Below are 20,571 nucleotides of genomic sequence, written 5' to 3'. Positions count from 1 at the left end.
CGGGCGGTCCTGATGCTTGGCGTGCCGCCGGTGAAGATCCACCAACGGGTGAATCTCGGGAGGTTCCACGTTCAGGTCGATACGGCAATTTGGTAACGGCGAGTCTGTTTCGCGTAGTTTTGTCCATGCGGATCTATGGTGAGGAAGATCGTTCGGTCGACGCCACCGTGGAGGTCGCATGGGTGCCGCAGAACAGCGCAGCTCCATGCCGGGTGAAGAGCAGCCGGCCGGCGAGCCGATCACCGACGTGCGCGCGGATGGCGGTTCGCTGGATCATGCATTGCCCGGTGGGGGAACTGCCGGTCGGCGGTCTGACGGCCGCGAGGCCCGCAGCCGGGAGTCGCGTGACCGCGAGTCGCGTGACCGCGAGTCAGGCGGCCGAGGGGCATGGGGTGGATCGCTGCGGGGCTGGAGGTCGCGCGGCTGGAGGCCCGGTGGCGGGCGGGCCGGCGCCGGTAAATCCGCGGCCACGCCAGGAACGTCGGCATCGGCGCTGCTCGGAGCGCCGTTCGAGTCTTCACCGGCCGGGACCAGCCCGGTCACCGCCCGGCGAGGCGCGGTCACAGCAGTCGGCGGCGCCCTCCTGGTCGACCTCGTCCTCTGGCTCACCTCGCCGCGCACCTTTGCGGAACTGCCCACCGCCTTCTGGGTCATGGCCGCCCTCGCCCTGGCCGTCGACGCACGGCCCTACGTCGTCGCCAACCGGCGGGCCAGTTCCGTGATCCTGCCGTCCATCTGCTTCACCTTCGGCATCGTCCTCGCCTGGGGTTTCGTGCCCGCGCTCGCAGTACAACTGGCGGCCATGGCCGTCGCCGGCGTACGGATGCGCCAGTCCCCGCGCCGCGCCCTGCACCTGGCCGTGCAGCATGCTGTGGCCCTGGCCGGAGCCGCCGCCGTCGCGGCCCTCGCCGGTCTCCATGTCGGCGCCCAGCCGCACTGGGACGACGCCCTGCTCACCGTTGCCGCCGCGGTCGCGTGGATCGGCGCCCGCACCGGCGTCGACGTGCTCTTCGCCCGGTGCGCGACTGCCGGTCGCCGCCGGCGTCGGGTGCAGCGGTGGGGAGTGGAGCTGTTCGCCACCGCCGCGCTCCTGTTGCTCGGGCCCGTGGTGCTGGCCGCGGCCCAGGTCGGCATCGCCCTGGTCCCACTGGTCCTTCTTGCCCTGCATGCCGTGCACCGGATGGTGCGTTCCGCCGGCGAGTACGAGCGGGCCGCGCGGGTCGACTCCCTGACCGGGCTGCCCAACCGGCGTGCCCTGCAGACCTCCGTCGCCGAGCGGGGAGCCGCGCGCGGTCTGCACCGGTCCGAGCGCGGGCTCGCCCTCCTCCTGCTCGACCTCGACCGGTTCCGTACCGTCAACGACGCCCTCGGGCACACCACCGGGGACCGGCTGCTCGTCGAGGTCGCCCGCCGGCTGGCTGCGGTCGTACCGTCGCATGATCTTGTGGTCCGGCTCGGCGGTGACGAGTTCGCCGTGCTGGCCACCCGGGTCGACGGGCCGGCCGCGGCCCGGCGGCTCGCGGCGCATCTGGCCGAGGAGCTCGGCCGGCCGTTCGCCCTCGACGGCCTGCCGATCGACGTCAGCGCCTCCATCGGCATCGCGCTGCAGGGCGAGTGCGGCGGTGACGGCGCCTCCCTGCTGCGCCAGGCCGAGGCCGCCATGTACGACGCCAAGGAGCGCGGCGATCACGTCGCCGTCTACGCGCGCGACACCGACCACACGCCCGACCTGGCCCTGCTCGCCGATCTGCGCCGCGCCGTGCAGGCCGAGCCGGGCAGCGACCCGGCCACCGACGGGATCACCCTCTACTACCAGCCGCAGATCGCCATCACGACCGGTGAGCTGGTCGGCGTCGAGGCGCTGCTGCGCTGGCGGCATCCCGTGCGCGGCATGGTCGGGCCGAGCGAGCTGCTGCGGGTCGCCGAGCAGACGCCCGTCATGCGGCTGCTCACCAGCCGGGTGCTGCGCGAGGTGATCGCCCAGCTCGGCGCGTGGCGCGCGGCCGGCCGGCCGCTGCGCGCGTCCGTCAACGTCAGCGTCCGGGACCTGCACGCGGCGGACATCGCGGTGGAGATCGACACCCTGTTGCACCGGTACGACGTACCGCCCGACCTGCTGCAGCTCGAGATCACCGAGAGTGCGCTGATGGCCGACCCGCACCGGGTCCTCGACACGATCACCCGGCTGGACCGGATGGGGGTGGCGATCTCCCTGGACGACTTCGGCACCGGCTACTCGTCGTTGCAGCATCTGCGCCGGTTGCCGTTCGCCGAGGTCAAGATCGACCGCTCGTTCGTGCTGGGGATGGCCGCCGACCGGGGTGACGCCGCGATCGTGCGGTCGGTCATCGCGCTGGCCGACTCGCTGGGGCTGCGAGTCGTCGCGGAGGGCGTCGAGGACGAGCGGACCTGGCGTCTGCTCGCCGCGGCCGGCTGTCACGCGGCGCAGGGCTGGTTCCACGCGCGGCCGATGCCCGCACCGGATCTGGCGGTGTGGCTGTCGCGTTATCGTCCTCTGCGACCCGGCCGCGAGCCCGGCGCCCTGGCGGTGCCGACGTCCTGAGGAGTGCCATGGCGATCGAGGTGCGTCCCGTCACGCCCGCCGACATCGCGTACGTGCAGCAGTCGTTGACTGCCGCGTTCCATGGCACGGTGGTCGCCGTCCATGACGAGTTGATCGACGCCGGGGATCTTCCCGGCGGGATTGCCTGGGACGACGGCGAGCCGGTGGGACTGCTCACCTACCGGGTCACCGGCTCGGAGTGGGAGGTCATCTCGATCGCCGCCGACCGGCCGGGGAGCGGGGCCGGCAGTGCGCTGCTCGGCTGGGTCCGCGAGGCGGCCGTCGCGGCCGGCGCCTCCAGGCTCTGGCTCGTCACGACGAACGACAACGTCACGGCGCTGCGGTTCTATCAGCGCAACGGCTACGACCTGGTCGCCGTGCACCGGGACGCGGTGACGCGGGCGCGCGCCCGCAAGCCGGCCATCCCGCAGGTCATCGACGGCATCCCGCTGCGCCACGAGCTGGAGCTCGAACTCCGGCTCTGACCCGGGCGTGGCCCTGGGGGAGCACGGACCCGGCAGGGTGAGGGTGGCCGTTCATGAGCCGCCAGGCGATTGGCCGCCCTCGCCCGGTCTCGGCGGGAGCGACGGTCAGGGCCATGCAACCAGGCACGACGTCGTCAATTGATCTTCGGATTGCTGGGTTGTCCACAGACCGGGGAGCCGCCGCCCGCCGCCCGGGCCGAAAGAAATAGACTTCCCCGGTCAGCGACATCCACACCAAGGGGGCACGATGGCCGCCATCTCCCGCGAAGAGGTCGCGCATCTGGCGCGCCTGTCGCGGCTCGCCGTGACCGAGCAGGAGCTCGACCAGTTCGCCGGTCAGCTCGACGTCATCCTGCAGTCGGTCGCCCGGATCGGTGATGTGGCCGCCGAGGACATCCCGCCGACCTCGCACTCCGTGCCGCTGACCAACATCTACCGCGACGACGTCGTGACACCGTGCCTCACGCAGGAGGAGGCGCTCTCCGGCGCGCCCGATTCCGCCGAGGGCCGGTTCCGCGTGCCGCGCATCCTGGACGAGGAGGACTGAGCGCCGTGACTGACGTCACCAGGATGACCGCTGCGCAGGTCGCAGGCCTGATCAGCGGCGGCGACGCCTCCGCCGTCGAGGTCGCGACCGCGCACCTCGACCGGATCGCCGCCGTCGACGGGCAGGTGCACGCGTTCCTGCACGTGGACCGCGACGGTGCGCTGGCCGCGGCCCGCGCCGTCGACGAGAAACGGGCCCGGGGCGAGGAGCTCGGACCGCTGGCCGGGGTGCCGGTGGCGGTCAAGGACGTGATCGCCACGCGTGGCATCCCGACCACCGCCGCCTCCAAGATCCTCGAAGGCTGGAAGCCGCCGTACGACGCGACGGTCGTCGAGCGGCTGCGCGCCGCCGGCACGGTCATGCTCGGCAAGACCAACATGGACGAGTTCGCGATGGGCTCCTCCACCGAATATTCGGCCTACGGCCCCACCAACAACCCGTGGGACCTCGGGCGCATCCCCGGCGGCTCCGGCGGCGGCAGTGCCGCGTCGCTGGCCGCCTACGAGGCGCCGCTGGCGATCGGCACGGACACCGGTGGCTCCATCCGGCAGCCCGGCGCGGTCACCGGCACGGTCGGCGCCAAGCCGACGTACGGCGGCACCTCCCGCTACGGTCTGATCGCCTTCTCGTCCTCCCTCGACACCCCCGGGCCCTGCGCTCGCAACGTCGAGGACGCGGCCCTGCTGCACTCGGTCATCGCCGGCCACGACGTGCGCGACTCGACCTCCATCCCGCAGCCCGTGCCCGACGTCGTGGCCGCGGCCCGGCTCGGAGCCACCGGCGACCTCACCGGGGTCAAGCTCGGGCTGGTCAAGGAGTTCGCGGGCGAGGGCGCCGAGCCCGGCGTGCTGGCGGCCTTCCGTGAGTCGGTCGAAGCGCTGGTCAAGCTGGGTGCCGAGGTCGTCGAGGTGTCCTGCCCGCACTTCGAGTACGCCCTGCCGGCCTACTACCTCATCGCGCCCAGCGAGGCGTCGTCCAACCTGGCCCGCTTCGACGGCGTGCGCTACGGCCTGCGGGTCGGCGACGACGGCAACCGCTCGCTCGAAGAGGTCATGTCGCTGACCCGGGACGCCGGCTTCGGCCCCGAGGTCAAGCGCCGGATCATCCTGGGCACGTACGCGCTGTCCAGCGGCTACTACGACGCGTACTACGGCCAGGCGCAGAAGGTCCGCACGCTCATCACGCGCGACTTCACCACCGCCTTCGAGCAGGTCGACGTGCTGATCTCGCCGACCACGCCGTTCGTGGCGTTCCCGTTCGGCTCGCGCACCAGCGACCCCTACCAGATGTATCTGGCCGACCTCTTCACCATCCCGACCAACCTCTACGGCGGCCCGGCGATCTCGGTGCCGTGCGGGCTCTCCGAGGGACTGCCGGTCGGATTCCAGGTGATGGCGCCGACGATGGCCGACGACCGGATGTACCGGGTCGCCGCCGCTCTCGAGTCCGCGGTCGGCACCCTGACCCCACCGACGCTGGAGGCGTGAGCATGACCACCACCGCGTTGCCCTCCTACGAGGACGCGATCGCCCGCTACGAGCCGGTCATCGGCCTGGAGACGCACGTCGAGCTGGGCACGAACACCAAGATGTTCTGCGGCTGCCCCACCGAGTTCGGCGCGGAGCCCAACACCCAGGTCTGCCCGGTCTGCCTCGGCCTGCCCGGCGCGCTGCCGGTGGCCAACCGCGCCGCGATCGAGGCCACCATCCGGATCGGGCTCGCCCTCAACTGCGACATCGCGTCGTGGTGCCGGATGGCCCGGAAGAACTACTTCTACCCGGACATGCCGAAGAACTTCCAGACCAGCCAGTACGACGAGCCGCTCTGCGTGGACGGCTACGTCGACGTGCTGGTCGACGGCGAGACCGTGCGCATCGAGATCGAGCGGGTCCACCTCGAGGAGGACACCGGCAAGTCGCTGCACGTCGGCGGGGCCACCGGGCGCATCCACGGCGCGACCGAGTCGCTGGTGGACTACAACCGGGCCGGCATCCCGCTGGTCGAGATCGTCACCAAGCCCGTCCCCGGCATCGGCGCCCGGGCCCCCGAGGTCGCCAAGGCTTACGTGACCGAGCTGCGCGACATCATCCGCTCGCTCAACGTCTCCGATGTGCGCATGGAGCAGGGCTCGATGCGCTGCGACGTGAACACCTCGCTGAACCTGCCGGGCGAGGAGTGGGGCACCCGGACGGAGACGAAGAACGTCAACTCGCTGCGTTCGGTCGAGCGGGCGGTCCGTTCCGAGATCATCCGCCAGGCGGGCCTGCTCAGCCAGGGCACCCGGATCTTCCAGGAGACCCGGCACTTCCAGGAGACCACCGGTGACACCCGGCCGGGCCGCTCCAAGGAGACCGCGACCGACTACCGCTACTTCCCCGAGCCCGACCTCGTGCCGATCGCGCCCGACAAGGCGTGGGTGGCCGACCTCAAGGCAGCCCTGCCCGAGCTGCCCAGCGTCAAGCGCGCCCGGCTCGCCGAGGAGTGGGGCATCTCCACGCTCGACATGCAGTCGGTGGCCAACGCCGGCGCGATCGAACTGATCGAGGAGACCATCGCCGCGGGCACCACCGCGGCCGGCGCCCGCAAGTGGTGGATGGGCGAGCTGGCCCGGCGGGCCAACGAGACGGGCGTCGAGCTCGCCGCGGTCGGCGTGACGCCGGCCCAGGTCGCGCAGCTGCAGGGCCTGGTCGACGCGGGCAAGCTCAACGACAAGCTGGCCCGCCAGGTCCTCGAGGGCGTCGTGGCCGGCGAGGGCGACCCGGCAGCGGTGATCGAGGTCCGCGGCCTGGGCGTGGTCTCCGACACGGGCGCGCTCACGGCGGCGGTCGACGAGGCCATCGCCGCCAACCCGGACATCGCGGCGAAGATCCGCGACGGCAAGGTGGCAGCGGCGGGCGCGCTGGTCGGCGCGGTCATGAAGACGACCCGCGGCCAGGCGGACGCCAAGACCGTCCGGGAGCTGATCCTCTCCCGGCTCTCCTGATCAATTTGTACGGTACGGCCGGCGCCCGGTCCTGTGGCACACAGGGCCGGGTGTTGCCGTCCCGGCCTGGTGACGCCGCCGTCCGGGCTGAGAGCGGTGGCTGAGCTCGGCGCCGGGCGCGCGGCGCGGCGCCGCCCGCTTTGGGTGGCCCGCTTTGGGTGGCCCGCGCCGGGTGGTCTGCTCTGGGTGGTCCGCTTCGGGTGGCCCGCGCCGGGTGGTCTGCGCCGGGTCGCCCGGCGCGTCAGCGGCCGGGTGGCACGCTGCCGTTGGGGCGGATTTCCGGGGTCACGCCGCTGATCGCCGACGGGTCTGTGGTCGGTTCCGGCTCGTCCTTGCCGACGACCTTGCGCTGCATCGTCACGTTCTGCTCGCCCGTGCCGCCCAGCTGGATGTCGTCGTAGGCCTTCAGCGCGTGCGTCTCGTCGAAGTACAGCACCGACATCATCAGCGGCGTCGGCTCCTCCTTCTCCAGCCCGCGCAGGCCCGCGCCACCGCTCGAACCCTCCACCAGCAGCCGCGTCTCCTGCGGCGGTGCCGTCACCCCGGCCGACGCGCTCGGCGCCGGCGCACTCGGGGCCACCGACGACGAGGGCGCCGGGGACGGTGCCGCCAGCACGCTCACCTCGCGCTTGTGGGTGTGGCCGGCCAGCACCACCGGTACCAGTCCGGACAGCGGTGGCGCCATCGCCGGGTCGTGCACCACCGCCACGTCCACCTTCGTCTGCGCCGCGCGGATCGTTGTCGCCAGGCGTTCACCGCTGGTCAGCAGGGGGGACGTCACCGGCTCGTCCGCGTCGGCCGGCGGGTTCTCGCTCTTGTCCGGGGTGAACTCCGGGTCGCCGATACCCGCCAACGTCAGACCATCGATCGTCACCGTGGTGTCGTCGAGCACGATCGCGTTCTTCTGCCGGGCCACGGCCTCCTGGATCGCCAGTGAGTCGTGGTTGCCGCGCACGTACACGTACGGCACCCCGAGCTGGCCGATGTTGCTCACGTACGAGGTCTCGGCGTTGCTGCCCCAGTCCACGATGTCACCGGTGTCGACCACCGCGTCGATGTCCCACTGCTTGACGACCGTACGGATCACGCCCCACGACGTCGGGTTCAGGTGCAGGTCGGACACGTGCAGGATGCGGGTGCTGTTACCGGACGGCTCGAAAACCGGCAGCGCCGACACCGTCGTGTAGATCCGGCTGACGTTGCTGACCAGCTGCTGGAGCTGGTCGGCGTACCGGCCGTAGTTGTCCGCGATACGCCGCGCGTCACCGACCACCGCCGGCGCGTTGACCAGCAGGCCCTCGTACCTCGGCTCGCTGATCGAGTCCGGCCGGATCGTGCCCGCGGCCAGTCCCAGGCTGCCGCCGGTCACCACCAGCGCCAGCACCCCGGCCGCCGCCACCCGCCGGACGTTGCGGAAGATCAGCGCCGACAGGATCAGCGCGCACACGATCGCCGCGCCCAGCGCCCGCAGGCCCAGCTGCAGCACGCCCTTGGTCACGTCGTCCACCGCCGACTGCCCGGCCGCGCTGATCGCCGTCGGGTCGTCGATCAGCGCCTCGGTGCGTCCCTGGTCCAGCGAGCCCAGGTTGACCTTCAGATGGATCGGGCCGTCGTGGCTGTCCAGGTGCAGCGAGCCCAGGGGCGGGATCTGCACCTCGGTGCCGCCCTCGACCGACGGGCTGATCGACATGTCGGCCCGGAACGGGCCCACCGCGATCTCCGCCTGGGCAAACAGCATCGTGCCGACGACGACGCCGGTCAGGCTGACGGCCACGACCGCCGCCCAGACGCTCAGGCGCCGGGCCCACGGCCGCTGCCAGGTACGTTTCACCGCGTCGCGGGCCTGCAAGATCTTCTCGTTCATGGTCGCCGGCTCACCTGCCCCGTGCGCTGGTCGTCAAACAATGACGACGGTCAGCTCCGGCCGGCTCCGCCGTCGGAGAACACCAGCCGGATGATCTGATCGTCGTCCGGTCCCGGCTCGGCGCCTTTCTCCCGGTTGGACGTGGTGACCCAGAACGAGCCGTCCGGGGCGGCGACCAGCCCGCGCAGCCGGCCGTACTCACCGGCCAGCACCGACTTGGGCTGACCCAGCAGGGTGCCGTTCTCGGTCATGTCGACCATCCACACCCGCTGGCCCAGCAGACAGGCCGTCGCGACCATGCGCTCCAGCACCGCCACACCCGCGCAGGACGAGTCGCCGAGCGGCCAGCTCACCACCGGAGCGGTGAGCTTGGCGTCCGAGCTGGCGCCGTCCGCCTTCGGCCACCCGTAGTTCTTGCCCTTCTGGATCACGTTCAGCTCGCCGGACTTCTTCTGATCCGACTCACTGGCGTACATCTTCTTGGCCGAGTCCCAGGCTATGCCCTGCACGTTACGGTGACCGGACGACCAGACCGGCGAGTTCTTGACCGGATTCCCCGGTGCGGGCTTGCCGGCGGTGGTGATCCGCAGGATCTTGCCGCCGAGGCTCTTCGGGTTCGGCGCCTGGTTGCCGGTCGACGAACCGTCACCGGTGGTGACGTAGAGCATGCCGTCCGGGCCGAACGCGAGCTGACCGCCGTTGTCGTTCGCCGAGTGCGGGATGCCGGTGAGGATCGGCTCCGGCTTGCCCTTGAGCTTGAGCTTGGCGACGCGGTTGTCCTTGGCCGTCGAGTAGTAGATGAAGACGGTCGCGTCGGTCTTGTACTTCGGGGAGACGGCGATGCCCAGCAGGCCGCCGTCGCCGCCCGGCTCCGGCTCGGTGAGCCGCTGCACCTCGGTGACCTTGAGCCCCTCGGCATCCGACTCCGGGCCGACCTGCAGGATGCGGGCGGTGTCACGCTCGGTCACCAGCGCGGCGCCGTCGGGCAGGAAGGCCAGGCCCCACGGCACCTCGAGGTCCTTGGCCAGGACCGTGGCCGCCGCGGTGGCCTCGCCGGCGCTGCCGCTGTCCGGGTCGGCGGAGGCGGACGGAGCCGGCAGGTTCGGCGGCTCCCCGGCCACGTCGGGCTCCGGCGGGCCGAAGCTGCACGCGGTGGTCAGAGCCAGTACGGCACCAAGTGTCACGGCGCCCGCTCGGAACCGGCGACTGCGCTCGATCACACGACCTCCTCGTTTCCCCGGTCCAGGGTAGCGGGGCCGGCTGGGACGTCCGGCACACCTGGATCTCCGGCCGGGCAGCCGGCGCCCGGCGCGGCTAGGTTGGCACCGTGAAGGTCTGGATCGCCCATGAGAAGGGCCGCGAGCTGCTCGGCGACGTGCCGGCCGGCGTCGAGGTCGAGGTCTGCGCCGATGCGGCCACGCTGCCGTCGGACCCCATGGACGTCCAGTTCTGGGTGCCGCCGTTCAGCTCCACCGTGCGCGCCTCCGACCTGCTGCCGAAGCTCACCGGCCTGCGGGTCGTGCAGCTGCTCTCGGCCGGCGCGGACAACTGGGTCGGCCACGTGCCCGCCGGCGTGCAGCTGTGTGACGCGGCCGGGGTGCACGACGCGGCGGTCGCGGAATGGGTCCTGGGCGCCACGATCGGCTCGCTGCGGCAGTTCCCCGCCTTCGCCCGCGCCCAGCAGCGGCGGGAGTGGGCCCCGGGGGCGTTCACGCCCACCGAGGAGCTGACCGGCAAGCGGGTGCTCATCGTGGGGGCCGGTTCGATCGGCCGGGCCGTCGAGCAGCGGCTGGCCCCGTTCGAGGTCACCGTGACCCGGGTGGCCCGCACCGCGCGTCCCGACCAGGACGTGCACGGGGTCGGCGAGTTGCCCGGCCTGCTGCCGCAGGCCGAGATCGTGGTGCTGCTCGTGCCGCTGACCGAGCAGACCCGCGGGCTGGTCGACGGTTCCTTCCTGGCGGCGCTGCCCGACGGGGCACTGCTGGTCAACGCGGCCCGCGGGCCGGTCGTGGACACGGCGGCGCTGCTCACCGAGGTGGCCTCCGGGCGGATCGGCGCGGCCCTCGACGTGACCGATCCGGAGCCCCTGCCCGTGGGGCACCCGCTGTGGGAGCTGCCCAACGTCTTCATCACCCCGCACGTCGGCGGGGCCGTCGTGGGTCTGCTGCCCCGGGCCTACCGCCTGGCGGGAGAGCAGCTACGTCGGTTCGCCGCCGGGGAGCCGCTCGTCAACCGGGTCGTCGACGGCTACTGAGTCGTCCCGCAGCTCCTGCCCACCGGCCGCGATGACCGCGGGCAGATTGGCGGTGGTGACCCCGGTCAGCCGGATCACCGAGCCGTCGGTGAGCAGGGCGGACACCCGGCCCCGGTCGTCCGGCCCGAGCTGGTCGACCCGGGACCACGGGATGTCGACGCTGCCGAAGAGCGCGCGCACCCGCAGGCCGGCGGGACCCACGTCGGTGCCGGCCCGCACCGCCCAGATGAGCACGGCCAGCGGGATCAGCAGCAAGGGGGCCAGCGGCCAGGCCGCTCCGGCGAACGGGGCGGTGCCCACGAACGCGATCAGCGCGGCGACGACGAGGGCGCCGGACTTGCGGACGCGCAGGGCGGGTCGACTCACGTTCTCATCCTCGCACCCGCCGGATGCGGCGTTTTTGTCGGACCGGGCGGGGATACTGCTGGCCATGACCGAGCTGATAGCCATCGGCACCAAGAAAGGCCTCTTCCTGGCCACGAGTGAGGACGACCGGCGGAGCTGGCAGCTGAGCTCCGCGCACTTCCCCGGCATGTCCATCTATGCCGTCGCCATCGACAACCGCGGACCGCGGCCCCGCCTGCTGGCCGGCGTGGACAGCTCCCACTTCGGCCCCAGCGTCGCCATCAGCGACGACCTGGGTGCCACCTGGGAGGAGCCCGACGTCGCCCCGCTGGCCTTCCCGGCCGACGCCGGCGTGGCGGTCGAGCGGGTCTGGCAGATCACCCCGGCCGCCTCCGGCGTCGTCTACGCCGGGGTGCAGCCGTCCGCGCTGTTCCGCTCCGAGGACGGCGGCCGGACGTACGAGCTGGTCCGCGCCCTGTGGGACCACCCGCACCGGCCCGAGTGGGGCGCCGGATTCGGTGGGCAGGCGGTGCACACGGTGCTGCCGCATCCCGAGGATCCCGACCGCGTGCTGGTGGCCATGTCCACCGGCGGCGTCTATCGCACCACCGACGGCGGCGCGTCCTGGGCGCCGGCCAACACCGGCATCAAGGCCTACTTCCTGCCCGATCCGTGGCCCGAGTTCGGTCAGTGCGTGCACAAGGTGGCCCGCGACGGCGCCGACCCGGAGCACTACTACGCGCAGAATCACCACGGCGTCTACCGCACGGTGGACGGGGGCGACACCTGGCAGTCCATCGCCGGGACGCTGCCGGCCGACTTCGGCTTCCCGATCGTCGCGCATCCCCGGCGCGGCGGCACGATCTGGAGCTTTCCCCTGGTCAGCGACGGGCAGCGGGAGCCGGTCGACCTGCGCTGCCGGGTGTTCCGCTCCACCGACGCGGGCGAAAACTGGGAGCCGCAGCAGGCGGGCCTGCCTGAGGAGCCGTTCTATCAGGTGGTGCTGCGCGACGCGATGTGCGCGGACGACGCCGAGCCGGCCGGTGTCTACTTCGGCACCCGCTCGGGCGAGGTGTTCGCCAGCCGCGACGAGGGCGAGAGCTGGACGACCGTGGCGGCGCACCTGCCTGACGTGCTGTGCGTGCGGGCGGCGAGCCTCTGATGCCGACAGTGCTGGTCCCAGGAGTGCTGCGTGCCGAGGCCGGCGGCGCGGCGCATCTCGAGGTGGGAGACGGCGGGACATTGGGCGCGGTCTTGGACGAGATCCGGGAGCGGTGGCCCCGGCTGGAACGGAGGATCCGCGACGAGAGCGGTGCGCTGCGGCGGTATGTGAACGTCTACGTGGACGGGGAGGACTGCCGCCGCTCCGGCGGCCTGGATACCCCGGTGCCGGTCGGGGCGGAGATCCAGGTGCTTCCGTCGGTCGCCGGCGGCTGACGGCCCGGGGTACGGCCGTTCGGGGGCGTGCGCTGACGAGCTCGGGTATATCCGCCGGGCGGGTGGAAGGATCGCGGGTGCTTCCGGTCGTCCGAGTGGGTGATCCGCGCGGCCAGGCGGCTGACGGAATGGCCGCTGCTGCCGTGCTGGTCGCTGGGCTGCTGGGCCCGGCAGGTCGCTGAGCCGCTGCGTCGCTGACCTGCTGGGTTGCCGGGTTGCTGGGCCGCTGCACCGCCGCGCGGCCGCTGGGTCCGCCGGGCCGCCAGGGTTGCTGGGCCGCCGCGCCGCCAGGGCCGCTGGGCTGCTGGGCAGCGATGGCTGCTCGGTCGCCGTGCCGCCAGGGATGCTGGGCTCGCTGCGCTGCCCTCGCTGCCCGCGCTGCTGGGCCGCTGGGCTCGTCGCGCCGCCGCGCCGCCGCGCTGCCCGGGCTGCTGGGCCGCCGCGCCGCCAGGGCCGCTGGGCTCGCCGCGCTGCCTGGCTGCCTGGGCTGCTGGGCGCGCCGCGCTGCCCGGGCTGCTGGGCCGCCGCGCCGCCGCGCCGTCAGGGCCGCTGGGCTCGCCGCGCTGCCTGGCTGCCTGGGCTGCTGGGCTCGCCGCGCCGCCAGGGCCGCTGGGCTCGCCGCGCTGCCTGGCTGCCTGGGCTGCTGGGCTCGCCGCGCCGCCGCGCTGCCCGGGCTGCTGGGCCGCCCCTCCGCTGGGCCGTCGGGAAACGCTCGCGGAATCTTTCGGCCGGATTGCCCTGCGGCTGTCCATACCCGACGATCTCGACGTGCGAAGCGATACCGCGCGCACGTAACCTGTCCGGGGGACACTCGTTACCCGGTGTGGGTGCAGTGACTTCCCCTCGTCGCCGCCGCCTGTTCCGCTCAGCCCTCACCGTCCGCAGAGGATCACCCCCCACGTGGCAGTGCAGCCCATCGCGCGTATAGGCACCTGGCGCCACCGGGTGGCGTTTCTGGCCGTCCCCGTGACGGGCGCCCTTGTGCTGGTCGCGGGCCTGATCAACCTGATCTCCGATCCGGCCGCGCTGGCTGTCGGCGTCGGTGGCGTCGCCATCTGGGCCACTGTGGTCCTCGTGCACACCGCCCTGGCGATCCACCACCGGGACGGCACGTTCGCGGCCTGTCGCGGCGCCGGCTACATCGGGATGGGCGCTCTGGCCACCGGTGCGACCACCGCCGTGCTCGTCGCTGATCCGCCCGGCCGGGGCATCTACGCCGCTGCCGGGGTGGGCGCGGCCGCGGTCCTCTACATTCTCGGCACCATGCTGCTGCCCGGCGCGGCCTCGACCGTCGCGGTCCGGCTGCGGCGCGCGTTCGACGGGCTGGGGCTCGGCGTCGCTCTGGGTTTCGCGGCGTACCTGGTCACGCCGATGAAGGACACCCCGGCCGCGGCGTTGATCTGCGTCCTGCTGGCCGCGGCCGGCATCTCGATCGTCACCGTGATCGTGCTGCGGGCCCGGCTGCATCGACCGGCTGCCCTGCGGTGCGGGGGTGGCGCCATCGTCGTGCTGCTCTCACTCTGTGCCGCGGCCAACCTGATCCTTTCGGACCGCGCCGGGTGGGTCGTGACGATCTTCGGTCTGCCGATCGTGGCCGGTCTCGGTTTCACCGCCGAGGGCGGATCCCGGCGCAACCTGCCCGATGCCACCGCGCCGCGTGAGCAGGACCGGTATCTCTCCGGTTATCCGCTGCTCGCGGTGCCCGCCGGCATCGGGGTCGTCGCCGCGCTGTACCACCTCGCTTTCCTCGGGCCGTTCGACAAGACCGCCGTGCTGCTCGGCATCTCGATGGTGGCCGTGTTGACCATGCGCGAGCTGCTGGTCGTCAGCGACATCCGCCGCTACACCAGCCAGCTGCGCACCAAGGAGGCGCACTTCCGTTCGCTGGTCGCCGGCGCCACCGATCTGACGCTGGTGCTCGACGACAAGCTGACCGTCCGCTGGCAGTCACCGGCCGCGGCCCGGCTCTTCGGTCTCTCCGATTCCGAGGTCGTCGGCCGCACGTTCCTGCAGCTCATCCACCCGGAGGACGTTCCCGGCGCGCAGGCCGGCCTGGAGACGCTGCTCTCCGGCGAGCACGACGACGGCCCGCCCGCGCTGCTGAACGCCCGGATCCGTGACGGGCACGGGATGTGGCGCGACACCGAGTCCACGGTGGCCGACCAGCGGTCGGTGCCCGAGGTGGCCGCCCTGGTGGTGCACGTCCGTGACGTCGGCGAGCGCCGGCATCTGGAACGCACCCTGCACAAGCTGTCGTACACCGACCAGCTCACCGGCCTGGCCAACCGGCGGGCGCTGATGCGGGACGTGCTCGAGCACCGGCGCCGCGCCGGGCAGCACGGCACCCTGCTGGTGATCGACCTGCACGGGCTCGCGGAGATCAACGACAGCAAGGGGCGTGAGATCGGCGACGCCGTCCTGATCCAGGTGGGCCGGCGGATCCGCAGTCTGCTCGCCGAGGACGACGTGGCTGCCCGCTTGGGCGGGGACGAGTTCGCGGTGCTGACCACCGACGGCGCGGTGCTCGCCTATGCGCTGGCCACCCGCATCGTGACACTGCTGATGGAGCCGTACCAGCTGCCCGGCACGATCGTCGAGCTGCACACCAGCGTCGGCCTGGCCGAGCTGACCGGCGGCAGCGACTCCGAGGAGGTGCTGCGCCACGCCGACCTGGCCCGCAGCCGGGCCCGGCAGCTCGGCCACGACCGCGTCGAGTGGTACGACACCGACATCGAGATGCAGCTGCACCGCCGGATGGACCTGGAGCGCGAGCTGCTCGGCGCGGTCGAGCGCGGCGAGCTCGACCTGGTCTTCCAGCCGGTCGTCTCGCTGCGCGACGAGCAGCCGGTCGGCGTCGAGGCGCTGCTGCGCTGGCGGCACCCGAAGCTGGGCACGATCATGCCGGCCGAGCTGCTGCCGATCGCCCGCGCGGTCGGCTGCGCCGCCGAACTGGACGAGTGGGTCCTCGACGCGGCCTGCCGCCACCTGGCCGGCTGGAGCGCCGGCGGCAGTGACTTCTGGCTGTCGGTGAACGTGTCGCCCCGTGAGCTGCTGACGGCCCGCTTCCCGGAACGGGTGGCGGAGATCCTCGACCGCTACGACCTGGAACCGGAACGCCTGGTCATGGAGGTTCAGGAGACCTGGGTCGCGGAGGACCTGCCGGCGGTGGTGGCGTCGCTGACCAGCCTGCGCAAGCTGGGCGTCCGGGCGGCGCTGGACGACTTCGGCGCGGGCCAGGCGGCGCTGTCGCACCTGCGCAGGCTGCCGGTCGACATGCTCAAGCTGGACCAGGTCCTGGTGAACACCCCGCCGGAGCCGGCGGTCGGTCCGGCGGTGATCGACGTGGTGGTGAGCCTGGGTCGCCGGCTGGGCCTGGAGACGGTCGCCAAGGGCCTGGAGACACCGGAGCAGATCGAGCGCGCCCAGCGCGCGGGGTGCCTCTACGGGCAGGGATTCGCGCTGGCCAGGCCCGCGCCGGCGGAGCGCATGGAAGCGTATCTGGACACCCACCGAACCTCGTGAGATCAATTCTCCCGGGGCGGGGCGGTGCTGCCCCGGGGAGTCAGGTGGGCCGTTCCCTCTTCCACGTCGCCCACCGGCTCGCCGGCTATCGCGGCCAGGAGCTGGCGGGCCGCGTGCGCCCCGTACGCCGCGATGTCCCGGCTCAGGGCGGTCAGCGGCGGGTGGACCAGGGAGCACAGCGGGGAGTCGTCCCAGGCCACGATCGACAGGTCGCCCGGCACCGACAGGCCCATCTCCTGCGCCACCGACAGGCCCGCCACGGCCATCACGTCGTTGTCGTAGATGATCGCCGTCGGGCGTTCCGCGTTGATCAGCAGGCGGCGGGTCGCCCGGCCACCCTCCTCGCCGGTGTAGTCCGACGGGACCGTGATCGCCTCGCTCAGGCCCAGTGAGGCGCAGACCTGGGAGAACGCGCGCGTACGGGTCTGCGTGTGCAGCAGGTCCGGCAGGCCGCCGACCCGGGCGATGCGCCGGTGGCCGAGCGCCATCAGGTAACCGACCGCCTCCGTGATCGCACCGGCGTCGTCGGACCAGAGCTGGGCCAGCTTCCCCGTGTCGCCGGGGCCGCCGATCACCACCGCCGGTAGCTGGAGTTCGTTCAGCACCGGGATGCGGACGTCGTTCTCCCGCAGGTCGGTCACGAACACGCCGTCGACCCGGCGTTCGCCCCACCACCGGCGGTAGACCTCGGTCTCGGTCTGCGGGGTGGCCACCACCTGCAGCGTCAGCGCGTACGACCGGGCGGCCAGCTCCTGCTCGAAACCGCTGATCAGGCCCATGAAGAACGGCTCGATGCTCAGTATGCGGGCGGGCCGGCACAGGGTGAGGCCGACCGCGCGGGCGCTGGCCCCGGACAGAGCGCGGGCCGCGCTGTTGGGGTTGAAGCCGATCTCCTGGGCGATGGCCACGATCCGCTGCCGGGTCGCGTCGGAGACGCCCGGTTGCCCGTTCAGCGCGTACGACACCGCCCCTTTGGACACGCCGGCTCTGCGCGCGATGTCGGCGATCGTCGGCCGCTTCACTCGGGTCGCCTCTCTCTTCCAGGAACATCGCCAGTGGAGCGCTCTCACGCTACCTCGCTCCACCATGCCCCTGGCGGGGGCTGGGAACTTGATCGGTTAAGTGTTGCAGACCACAACCGATCGCGTAACCCCACCGAAGCATAGTGGGGGCTTTGCCCCGCTTTACGGGCGCTTACAGCGGTTGGTAACGGGCGGGGATATCAATATGAAACACGCTCTTGACACCACGTGAGCCGCGTCATACGGTCGCGTCACTTATCCGGTTCAGTAAATTCTCACAGCACTTTCCCTGGGTGGAGGAGTAATGGAACGGTTCGCCAAGCGGGGCGTGGCGCTGATCGCCGCCGGCCTTGCCGGAAGCCTGGTTCTTGCGGGCTGCAGTGGCCAGGACCTGGAGGGCGGCAGCGACAAGGCCGCCGAAGGGCAGGTCACCCTGAAGGTCAACTTCTGGGGTGACATGGGTCTTGACAAGCTCAAGGCCGCGTACGAGAAGGACCACCCGAACGTCAAGATCGTGCTGAACTCGGGCGAGTACAACGCCCAGCACGAGGACCTGCAGAAGAAGCTGGTCGCCGGCTCCGGCGCGCCGGACATCTCCGCGGTCGACGAGGGCTTCATCGTCCAGTTCCGCGGACAGAGCGACAAGTTCGTCAACCTGCTCGACAAGGGCGCGGCGAGCTACGAGTCGAAGTACCTGCCGTGGAAGTGGCAGCAGTCGATGTCCACCGACAAGAAGACCCAGATCGGTCTCGGCACCGACGTCGGCGGCCTGGCCATGTGCTACCGCTCCGACCTGTTCAAGAAGGCCGGCCTGCCGACCGACCGCGAGTCGGTCTCGAAGCTCTGGGCGACCTGGGACGACTTCATCGCCACCGGCCAGAAGTACACCAAGGCCACCGGCAAGAAGTTCGTGGACTCCGGCACCAACATGTTCAACCCGGTGCTCGCGCAGCAGCCCCAGGGCTTCTACGACGAGTCCGAGCAGCTGCAGATGGAGGGCGGCCCCAAGGTCGCGTTCGACGTCGCCATGAAGACGATCGACGCCGGGCTCTCGGCCAACCTCGCCAGCTTCCAGCCCAACTGGGACCAGGGTTTCAAGAAGGACCAGTTCGCCGTGCTGGCCTGCCCGGCGTGGATGCTCGGCCACATCCAGGACACCGCGCCCGACCAGAAGGGCAAGTGGGACATCGCCACCATCCCCGGTGGCGGCGGTAACTGGGGCGGTTCCTGGTGGACCATCCCGAAGCAGGGCAAGAACGCCGACGAGGCCTACAAGTTCGTCGAGTGGATGGTCCAGCCGGCGCAGCAGATCGAGGTCTTCAAGACCGTCGGCAACCTGCCCTCGCAGCCCGCGCTCTACAAGGACCCCGCGGTGCTGGACTACAAGAAGGAGTTCATGAGCAACGCGCCCACCGGGCAGATCTTCGCGTCCACCGCGGAGGGCCTGAAGCCGCAGTACCTGGGCAAGAAGAACGGCCCGACCCGGGTCGCGGTGGAGAACGTGATCACCCGCGTCCAGCAGGGTTCGCTCAAGTCGAACGCGGCCTGGCCCGAGGCGGTCAAGGCGGCCCAGAAGGCAGCCACTTCTTAAAGCGAAACGACGGCGGGGCGGCCCGGGTGGCCGCCCCGCTGCTCCCTGGAAGGAGTGGCCGTGTCCCTCACCCGTAGCGCGCCGCCGACCGCGAATCCCGAACCGGCGCACCGCCGCGCCGCCGAATCCGCGCCCAAGCAACGCAACTGGCTCCACCGCTTCGACAACAAGCGCGTCCCGTACCTGTTGATCTCGCCGTTCTTCCTGCTCTTCGCGATTTTCGGGTTGTTCCCGATCGTCTTCAACGGCATCGTCGCGCTGCGCAACTGGCGGCTCGACGACCCGACCCTGACCGGCTGGGCCGGCCTGGCCAACTTCGAGAAGCTCATCCACGACGAGGCCTTCTGGAACGCGCTGGGCAACACGTTCGGCATCTTCATCCTGGCCACCGTGCCGCAGCTGCTGATCGCGCTGATGGTCGCCAACCTGCTCAACCGCAAGCTGCGCGGCAACACCTGGTGGCGGGTCGGCGTGCTGCTGCCGTACGTGACCCCGGTGGCCGCATCCACGCTGGTCTTCGCCGTGTTCTTCTCCCGTGACAACGGCATGGCCAACTGGCTGCTGTCGCTCGTCGGCTTCGGTCAGGACGCGCCGCTGGACTGGCGGGCGTACAAGTGGAGCTCCTGGATCGCCATCGCCACGATGGTCAACTGGAAGTGGATCGGTTACAACGCCCTGCTGTACCTGTCGGCGATGCAGTCGATCCCGAAGGACGTCTACGAGGCGGCGGCTGTCGACGGCGCCGGGCCGTGGCGGCAGTTGTGGCGCATCACCGTGCCGATGATCCAGCCGGTGCTGATCTTCACGGTGGTCCTGTCGACCATCGGCGGCCTGCAGCTCTTCAACGAGCCCATGCTCTTCGAGGAGAACCCCGCGGCCGCTTCCGGCGGCTCGAACGGGCAGTGGCAGACCATCGCCCAGCTGATCTACAAGGTCGGCTGGAAGGACCTCAACCTCGGATACGCGGCCGCCATGTCGTGGGCGCTGTTCGTGATCATCCTCATCGTCGCCGCCCTGAACGCCCTGGCGACGAACCGCCTCGGAGGAGGACGCCGATGACCGCCACCGCACCGCGGTTGAAGCCACGCCGCCGGGCCGAGATCGGCCGCGCACCGCAGGACACCGGCGGGAACTGGCGCACCTACATCGCCCTGGTGGCGGTGCTGGCGCTGTCGGCGTTCCCGCTGTACTGGATGTTCGTCATCGCCACCAGCACCGACGAGGCGGTCGCGCAGATCCCGCCGTCGGTGGTCCCCGGCGGCGAGTTCGTCAACAACCTGCGCGAGGTCTTCACCCTGCAGCAGGTGTACTTCGCCGCCTCGCTGATCAACAGCTTCATCGTCGCCTTCGTGGTGACGGCGTCCACGCTGTTCTTCTGCTCGCTGGCCGGCTTCGCGTTCGCCAAGCTGCGGTTCCCGGGCCGGGACAAGCTCATGATCGTGGTGATCCTGACCCTGACCGTGCCCAACCAGCTCGGCATCGTGGCGCTGTACATCCTGATGGGCAAGCTGGGCTGGAACGGGACCCTGCTGTCGGTCATCGCGCCGTTCCTGGTCAGCGCGTTCGGCGTGTTCTACATGCGGCAGTTCATCATGCACGCGGTGCCGGACGAGCTGATCGAGTCGGCGCGCATGGACGGCGCGCTGACCATGCGGGTGTACTGGAGCATCGTGCTGCCGGCCATCCGGCCCGCGCTGGCGGTGCTCGGCCTGCTGACCTTCGTGGCCACCTGGAACGAGTTCCAGTGGCCGCTGATCCAGCTCAACGGCACCGAGTTCCCCACCTCGATGGTGGCCCTGTCCGACCTCGCCAGCGGTAACTACGTCATCTACCGCCGGGTGCTCGCGGGCGCGTTCGCGGCCACGGTTCCACTGCTCGTGCTGCTGGTACTGGGTGGACGGCAGATCGTGCGAGGGATCATGGAAGGCGCCGTCAAGTCCTGACACAGGACGTATAAG

Annotated in this window: 16 protein-coding genes; 12 read left to right on the top strand and 4 right to left on the bottom strand. The window is 71.4% G+C overall.

Features of this window, described 5'->3' with window-relative positions; all coding sequences use genetic code 11:
• Positions 1 to 652: 652 nt before the first annotated feature.
• The 5 genes from AB0C12_RS20655 to gatB all read left to right on the top strand — a co-directional run bounded on the left by AB0C12_RS20655 (position 653) and on the right by gatB (position 6,578).
• The gene (locus AB0C12_RS20655) at positions 653 to 2,563 is read left to right on the top strand and encodes a bifunctional diguanylate cyclase/phosphodiesterase (RefSeq protein WP_360550150.1); all 1,911 of its coding nucleotides are present in this window, start codon (positions 653 to 655) and stop codon (positions 2,561 to 2,563) included.
• Between the two features lie 8 nt (positions 2,564 to 2,571).
• Positions 2,572 to 3,048, top strand: coding sequence for a GNAT family N-acetyltransferase (locus AB0C12_RS20650; RefSeq protein ID WP_360550148.1), 477 nt, complete (start codon positions 2,572 to 2,574; stop codon positions 3,046 to 3,048).
• Positions 3,049 to 3,295: 247 nt separating this feature from the next.
• Positions 3,296 to 3,595: an Asp-tRNA(Asn)/Glu-tRNA(Gln) amidotransferase subunit GatC gene (gene gatC / locus AB0C12_RS20645; protein WP_360550146.1), complete on the top strand. Its 300-nt coding sequence runs from the start codon at positions 3,296 to 3,298 to the stop codon at positions 3,593 to 3,595.
• A 5-nt stretch (positions 3,596 to 3,600) separates the two neighbouring features.
• The gene (gatA, locus tag AB0C12_RS20640; protein ID WP_360550144.1) at positions 3,601 to 5,082 is read left to right on the top strand and encodes an Asp-tRNA(Asn)/Glu-tRNA(Gln) amidotransferase subunit GatA; all 1,482 of its coding nucleotides are present in this window, start codon (positions 3,601 to 3,603) and stop codon (positions 5,080 to 5,082) included.
• A gap of 2 nt (positions 5,083 to 5,084) precedes the next feature.
• A complete protein-coding gene (gene gatB / locus AB0C12_RS20635) occupies positions 5,085 to 6,578 on the top strand; it encodes an Asp-tRNA(Asn)/Glu-tRNA(Gln) amidotransferase subunit GatB (protein ID WP_360550572.1) in 1,494 nt (497 codons plus the stop codon).
• Positions 6,579 to 6,819: 241 nt separating this feature from the next.
• Here the strand turns inward: gatB and AB0C12_RS20630 are convergent, their stop codons facing one another.
• Positions 6,820 to 8,442, bottom strand: coding sequence for a metallophosphoesterase (locus tag AB0C12_RS20630; protein WP_360550142.1), 1,623 nt, complete (start codon positions 8,440 to 8,442; stop codon positions 6,820 to 6,822).
• 50 nt (positions 8,443 to 8,492) lie between these two features.
• Positions 8,493 to 9,662, bottom strand: coding sequence for a PQQ-dependent sugar dehydrogenase (locus AB0C12_RS20625; RefSeq protein WP_360550140.1), 1,170 nt, complete (start codon positions 9,660 to 9,662; stop codon positions 8,493 to 8,495).
• 107 nt (positions 9,663 to 9,769) lie between these two features.
• On the opposite strand from AB0C12_RS20625, the gene AB0C12_RS20620 reads away from it, so the two are divergent.
• On the top strand, positions 9,770 to 10,696 hold the full coding sequence (locus AB0C12_RS20620) for a 2-hydroxyacid dehydrogenase (protein ID WP_360550138.1): 927 nt from the start codon (positions 9,770 to 9,772) through the stop codon (positions 10,694 to 10,696).
• On the opposite strand, the gene AB0C12_RS20615 is transcribed toward AB0C12_RS20620, so the two are convergent.
• Complete coding sequence (locus tag AB0C12_RS20615) at positions 10,640 to 11,062, bottom strand: PH domain-containing protein (RefSeq protein WP_360550136.1); 423 nt, start codon at positions 11,060 to 11,062, stop codon at positions 10,640 to 10,642. The two genes, AB0C12_RS20620 and AB0C12_RS20615, sit on opposite strands and share 57 nt — an antisense overlap.
• 64 nt (positions 11,063 to 11,126) lie before the next feature.
• Between AB0C12_RS20615 and AB0C12_RS20610 the strand changes: the two genes are divergently transcribed.
• The 3 genes from AB0C12_RS20610 to AB0C12_RS20600 all read left to right on the top strand — a co-directional run bounded on the left by AB0C12_RS20610 (position 11,127) and on the right by AB0C12_RS20600 (position 16,000).
• Positions 11,127 to 12,203: an exo-alpha-sialidase gene (locus AB0C12_RS20610; protein ID WP_360550134.1), complete on the top strand. Its 1,077-nt coding sequence runs from the start codon at positions 11,127 to 11,129 to the stop codon at positions 12,201 to 12,203.
• The gene (locus tag AB0C12_RS20605) at positions 12,203 to 12,478 is read left to right on the top strand and encodes a ubiquitin-like small modifier protein 1 (RefSeq protein ID WP_360550132.1); all 276 of its coding nucleotides are present in this window, start codon (positions 12,203 to 12,205) and stop codon (positions 12,476 to 12,478) included. Before AB0C12_RS20610 ends, AB0C12_RS20605 begins: the two co-directional genes overlap by 1 nt.
• A gap of 900 nt (positions 12,479 to 13,378) precedes the next feature.
• The gene (locus tag AB0C12_RS20600; RefSeq protein ID WP_360550130.1) at positions 13,379 to 16,000 is read left to right on the top strand and encodes an EAL domain-containing protein; all 2,622 of its coding nucleotides are present in this window, start codon (positions 13,379 to 13,381) and stop codon (positions 15,998 to 16,000) included.
• 2 nt (positions 16,001 to 16,002) lie between these two features.
• On the opposite strand, the gene AB0C12_RS20595 is transcribed toward AB0C12_RS20600, so the two are convergent.
• Positions 16,003 to 17,022, bottom strand: a complete 1,020-nt coding sequence (locus tag AB0C12_RS20595) for a LacI family DNA-binding transcriptional regulator (protein ID WP_360550128.1) — start codon at positions 17,020 to 17,022, stop codon at positions 16,003 to 16,005.
• Positions 17,023 to 17,326: 304 nt separating this feature from the next.
• On the opposite strand from AB0C12_RS20595, the gene AB0C12_RS20590 reads away from it, so the two are divergent.
• Genes AB0C12_RS20590 through AB0C12_RS20580 form a run of 3 tightly spaced genes read left to right on the top strand, consistent with a single transcriptional unit; the run spans position 17,327 to position 20,556 of the window.
• On the top strand, positions 17,327 to 18,613 hold the full coding sequence (locus tag AB0C12_RS20590; protein WP_360550126.1) for an extracellular solute-binding protein: 1,287 nt from the start codon (positions 17,327 to 17,329) through the stop codon (positions 18,611 to 18,613).
• Between the two features lie 60 nt (positions 18,614 to 18,673).
• Positions 18,674 to 19,672: a sugar ABC transporter permease gene (locus AB0C12_RS20585; RefSeq protein ID WP_360550124.1), complete on the top strand. Its 999-nt coding sequence runs from the start codon at positions 18,674 to 18,676 to the stop codon at positions 19,670 to 19,672.
• Positions 19,669 to 20,556 carry a carbohydrate ABC transporter permease gene (locus AB0C12_RS20580; RefSeq protein WP_360550122.1) on the top strand — a complete coding sequence of 296 codons (888 nt, stop codon included), beginning with the start codon at positions 19,669 to 19,671 and terminating at the stop codon, positions 20,554 to 20,556. Before AB0C12_RS20585 ends, AB0C12_RS20580 begins: the two co-directional genes overlap by 4 nt.
• The last annotated feature ends 15 nt before the right edge of the window (positions 20,557 to 20,571 follow it).

This window comes from Actinoplanes sp. NPDC048967 (assembly GCF_040649415.1).
Lineage (GTDB): Bacteria > Actinomycetota > Actinomycetes > Mycobacteriales > Micromonosporaceae > Actinoplanes.
The sequence above is the reverse complement of the archived record's forward strand: the minus strand, read 5'-3'. Positions and strand labels throughout refer to the sequence as shown.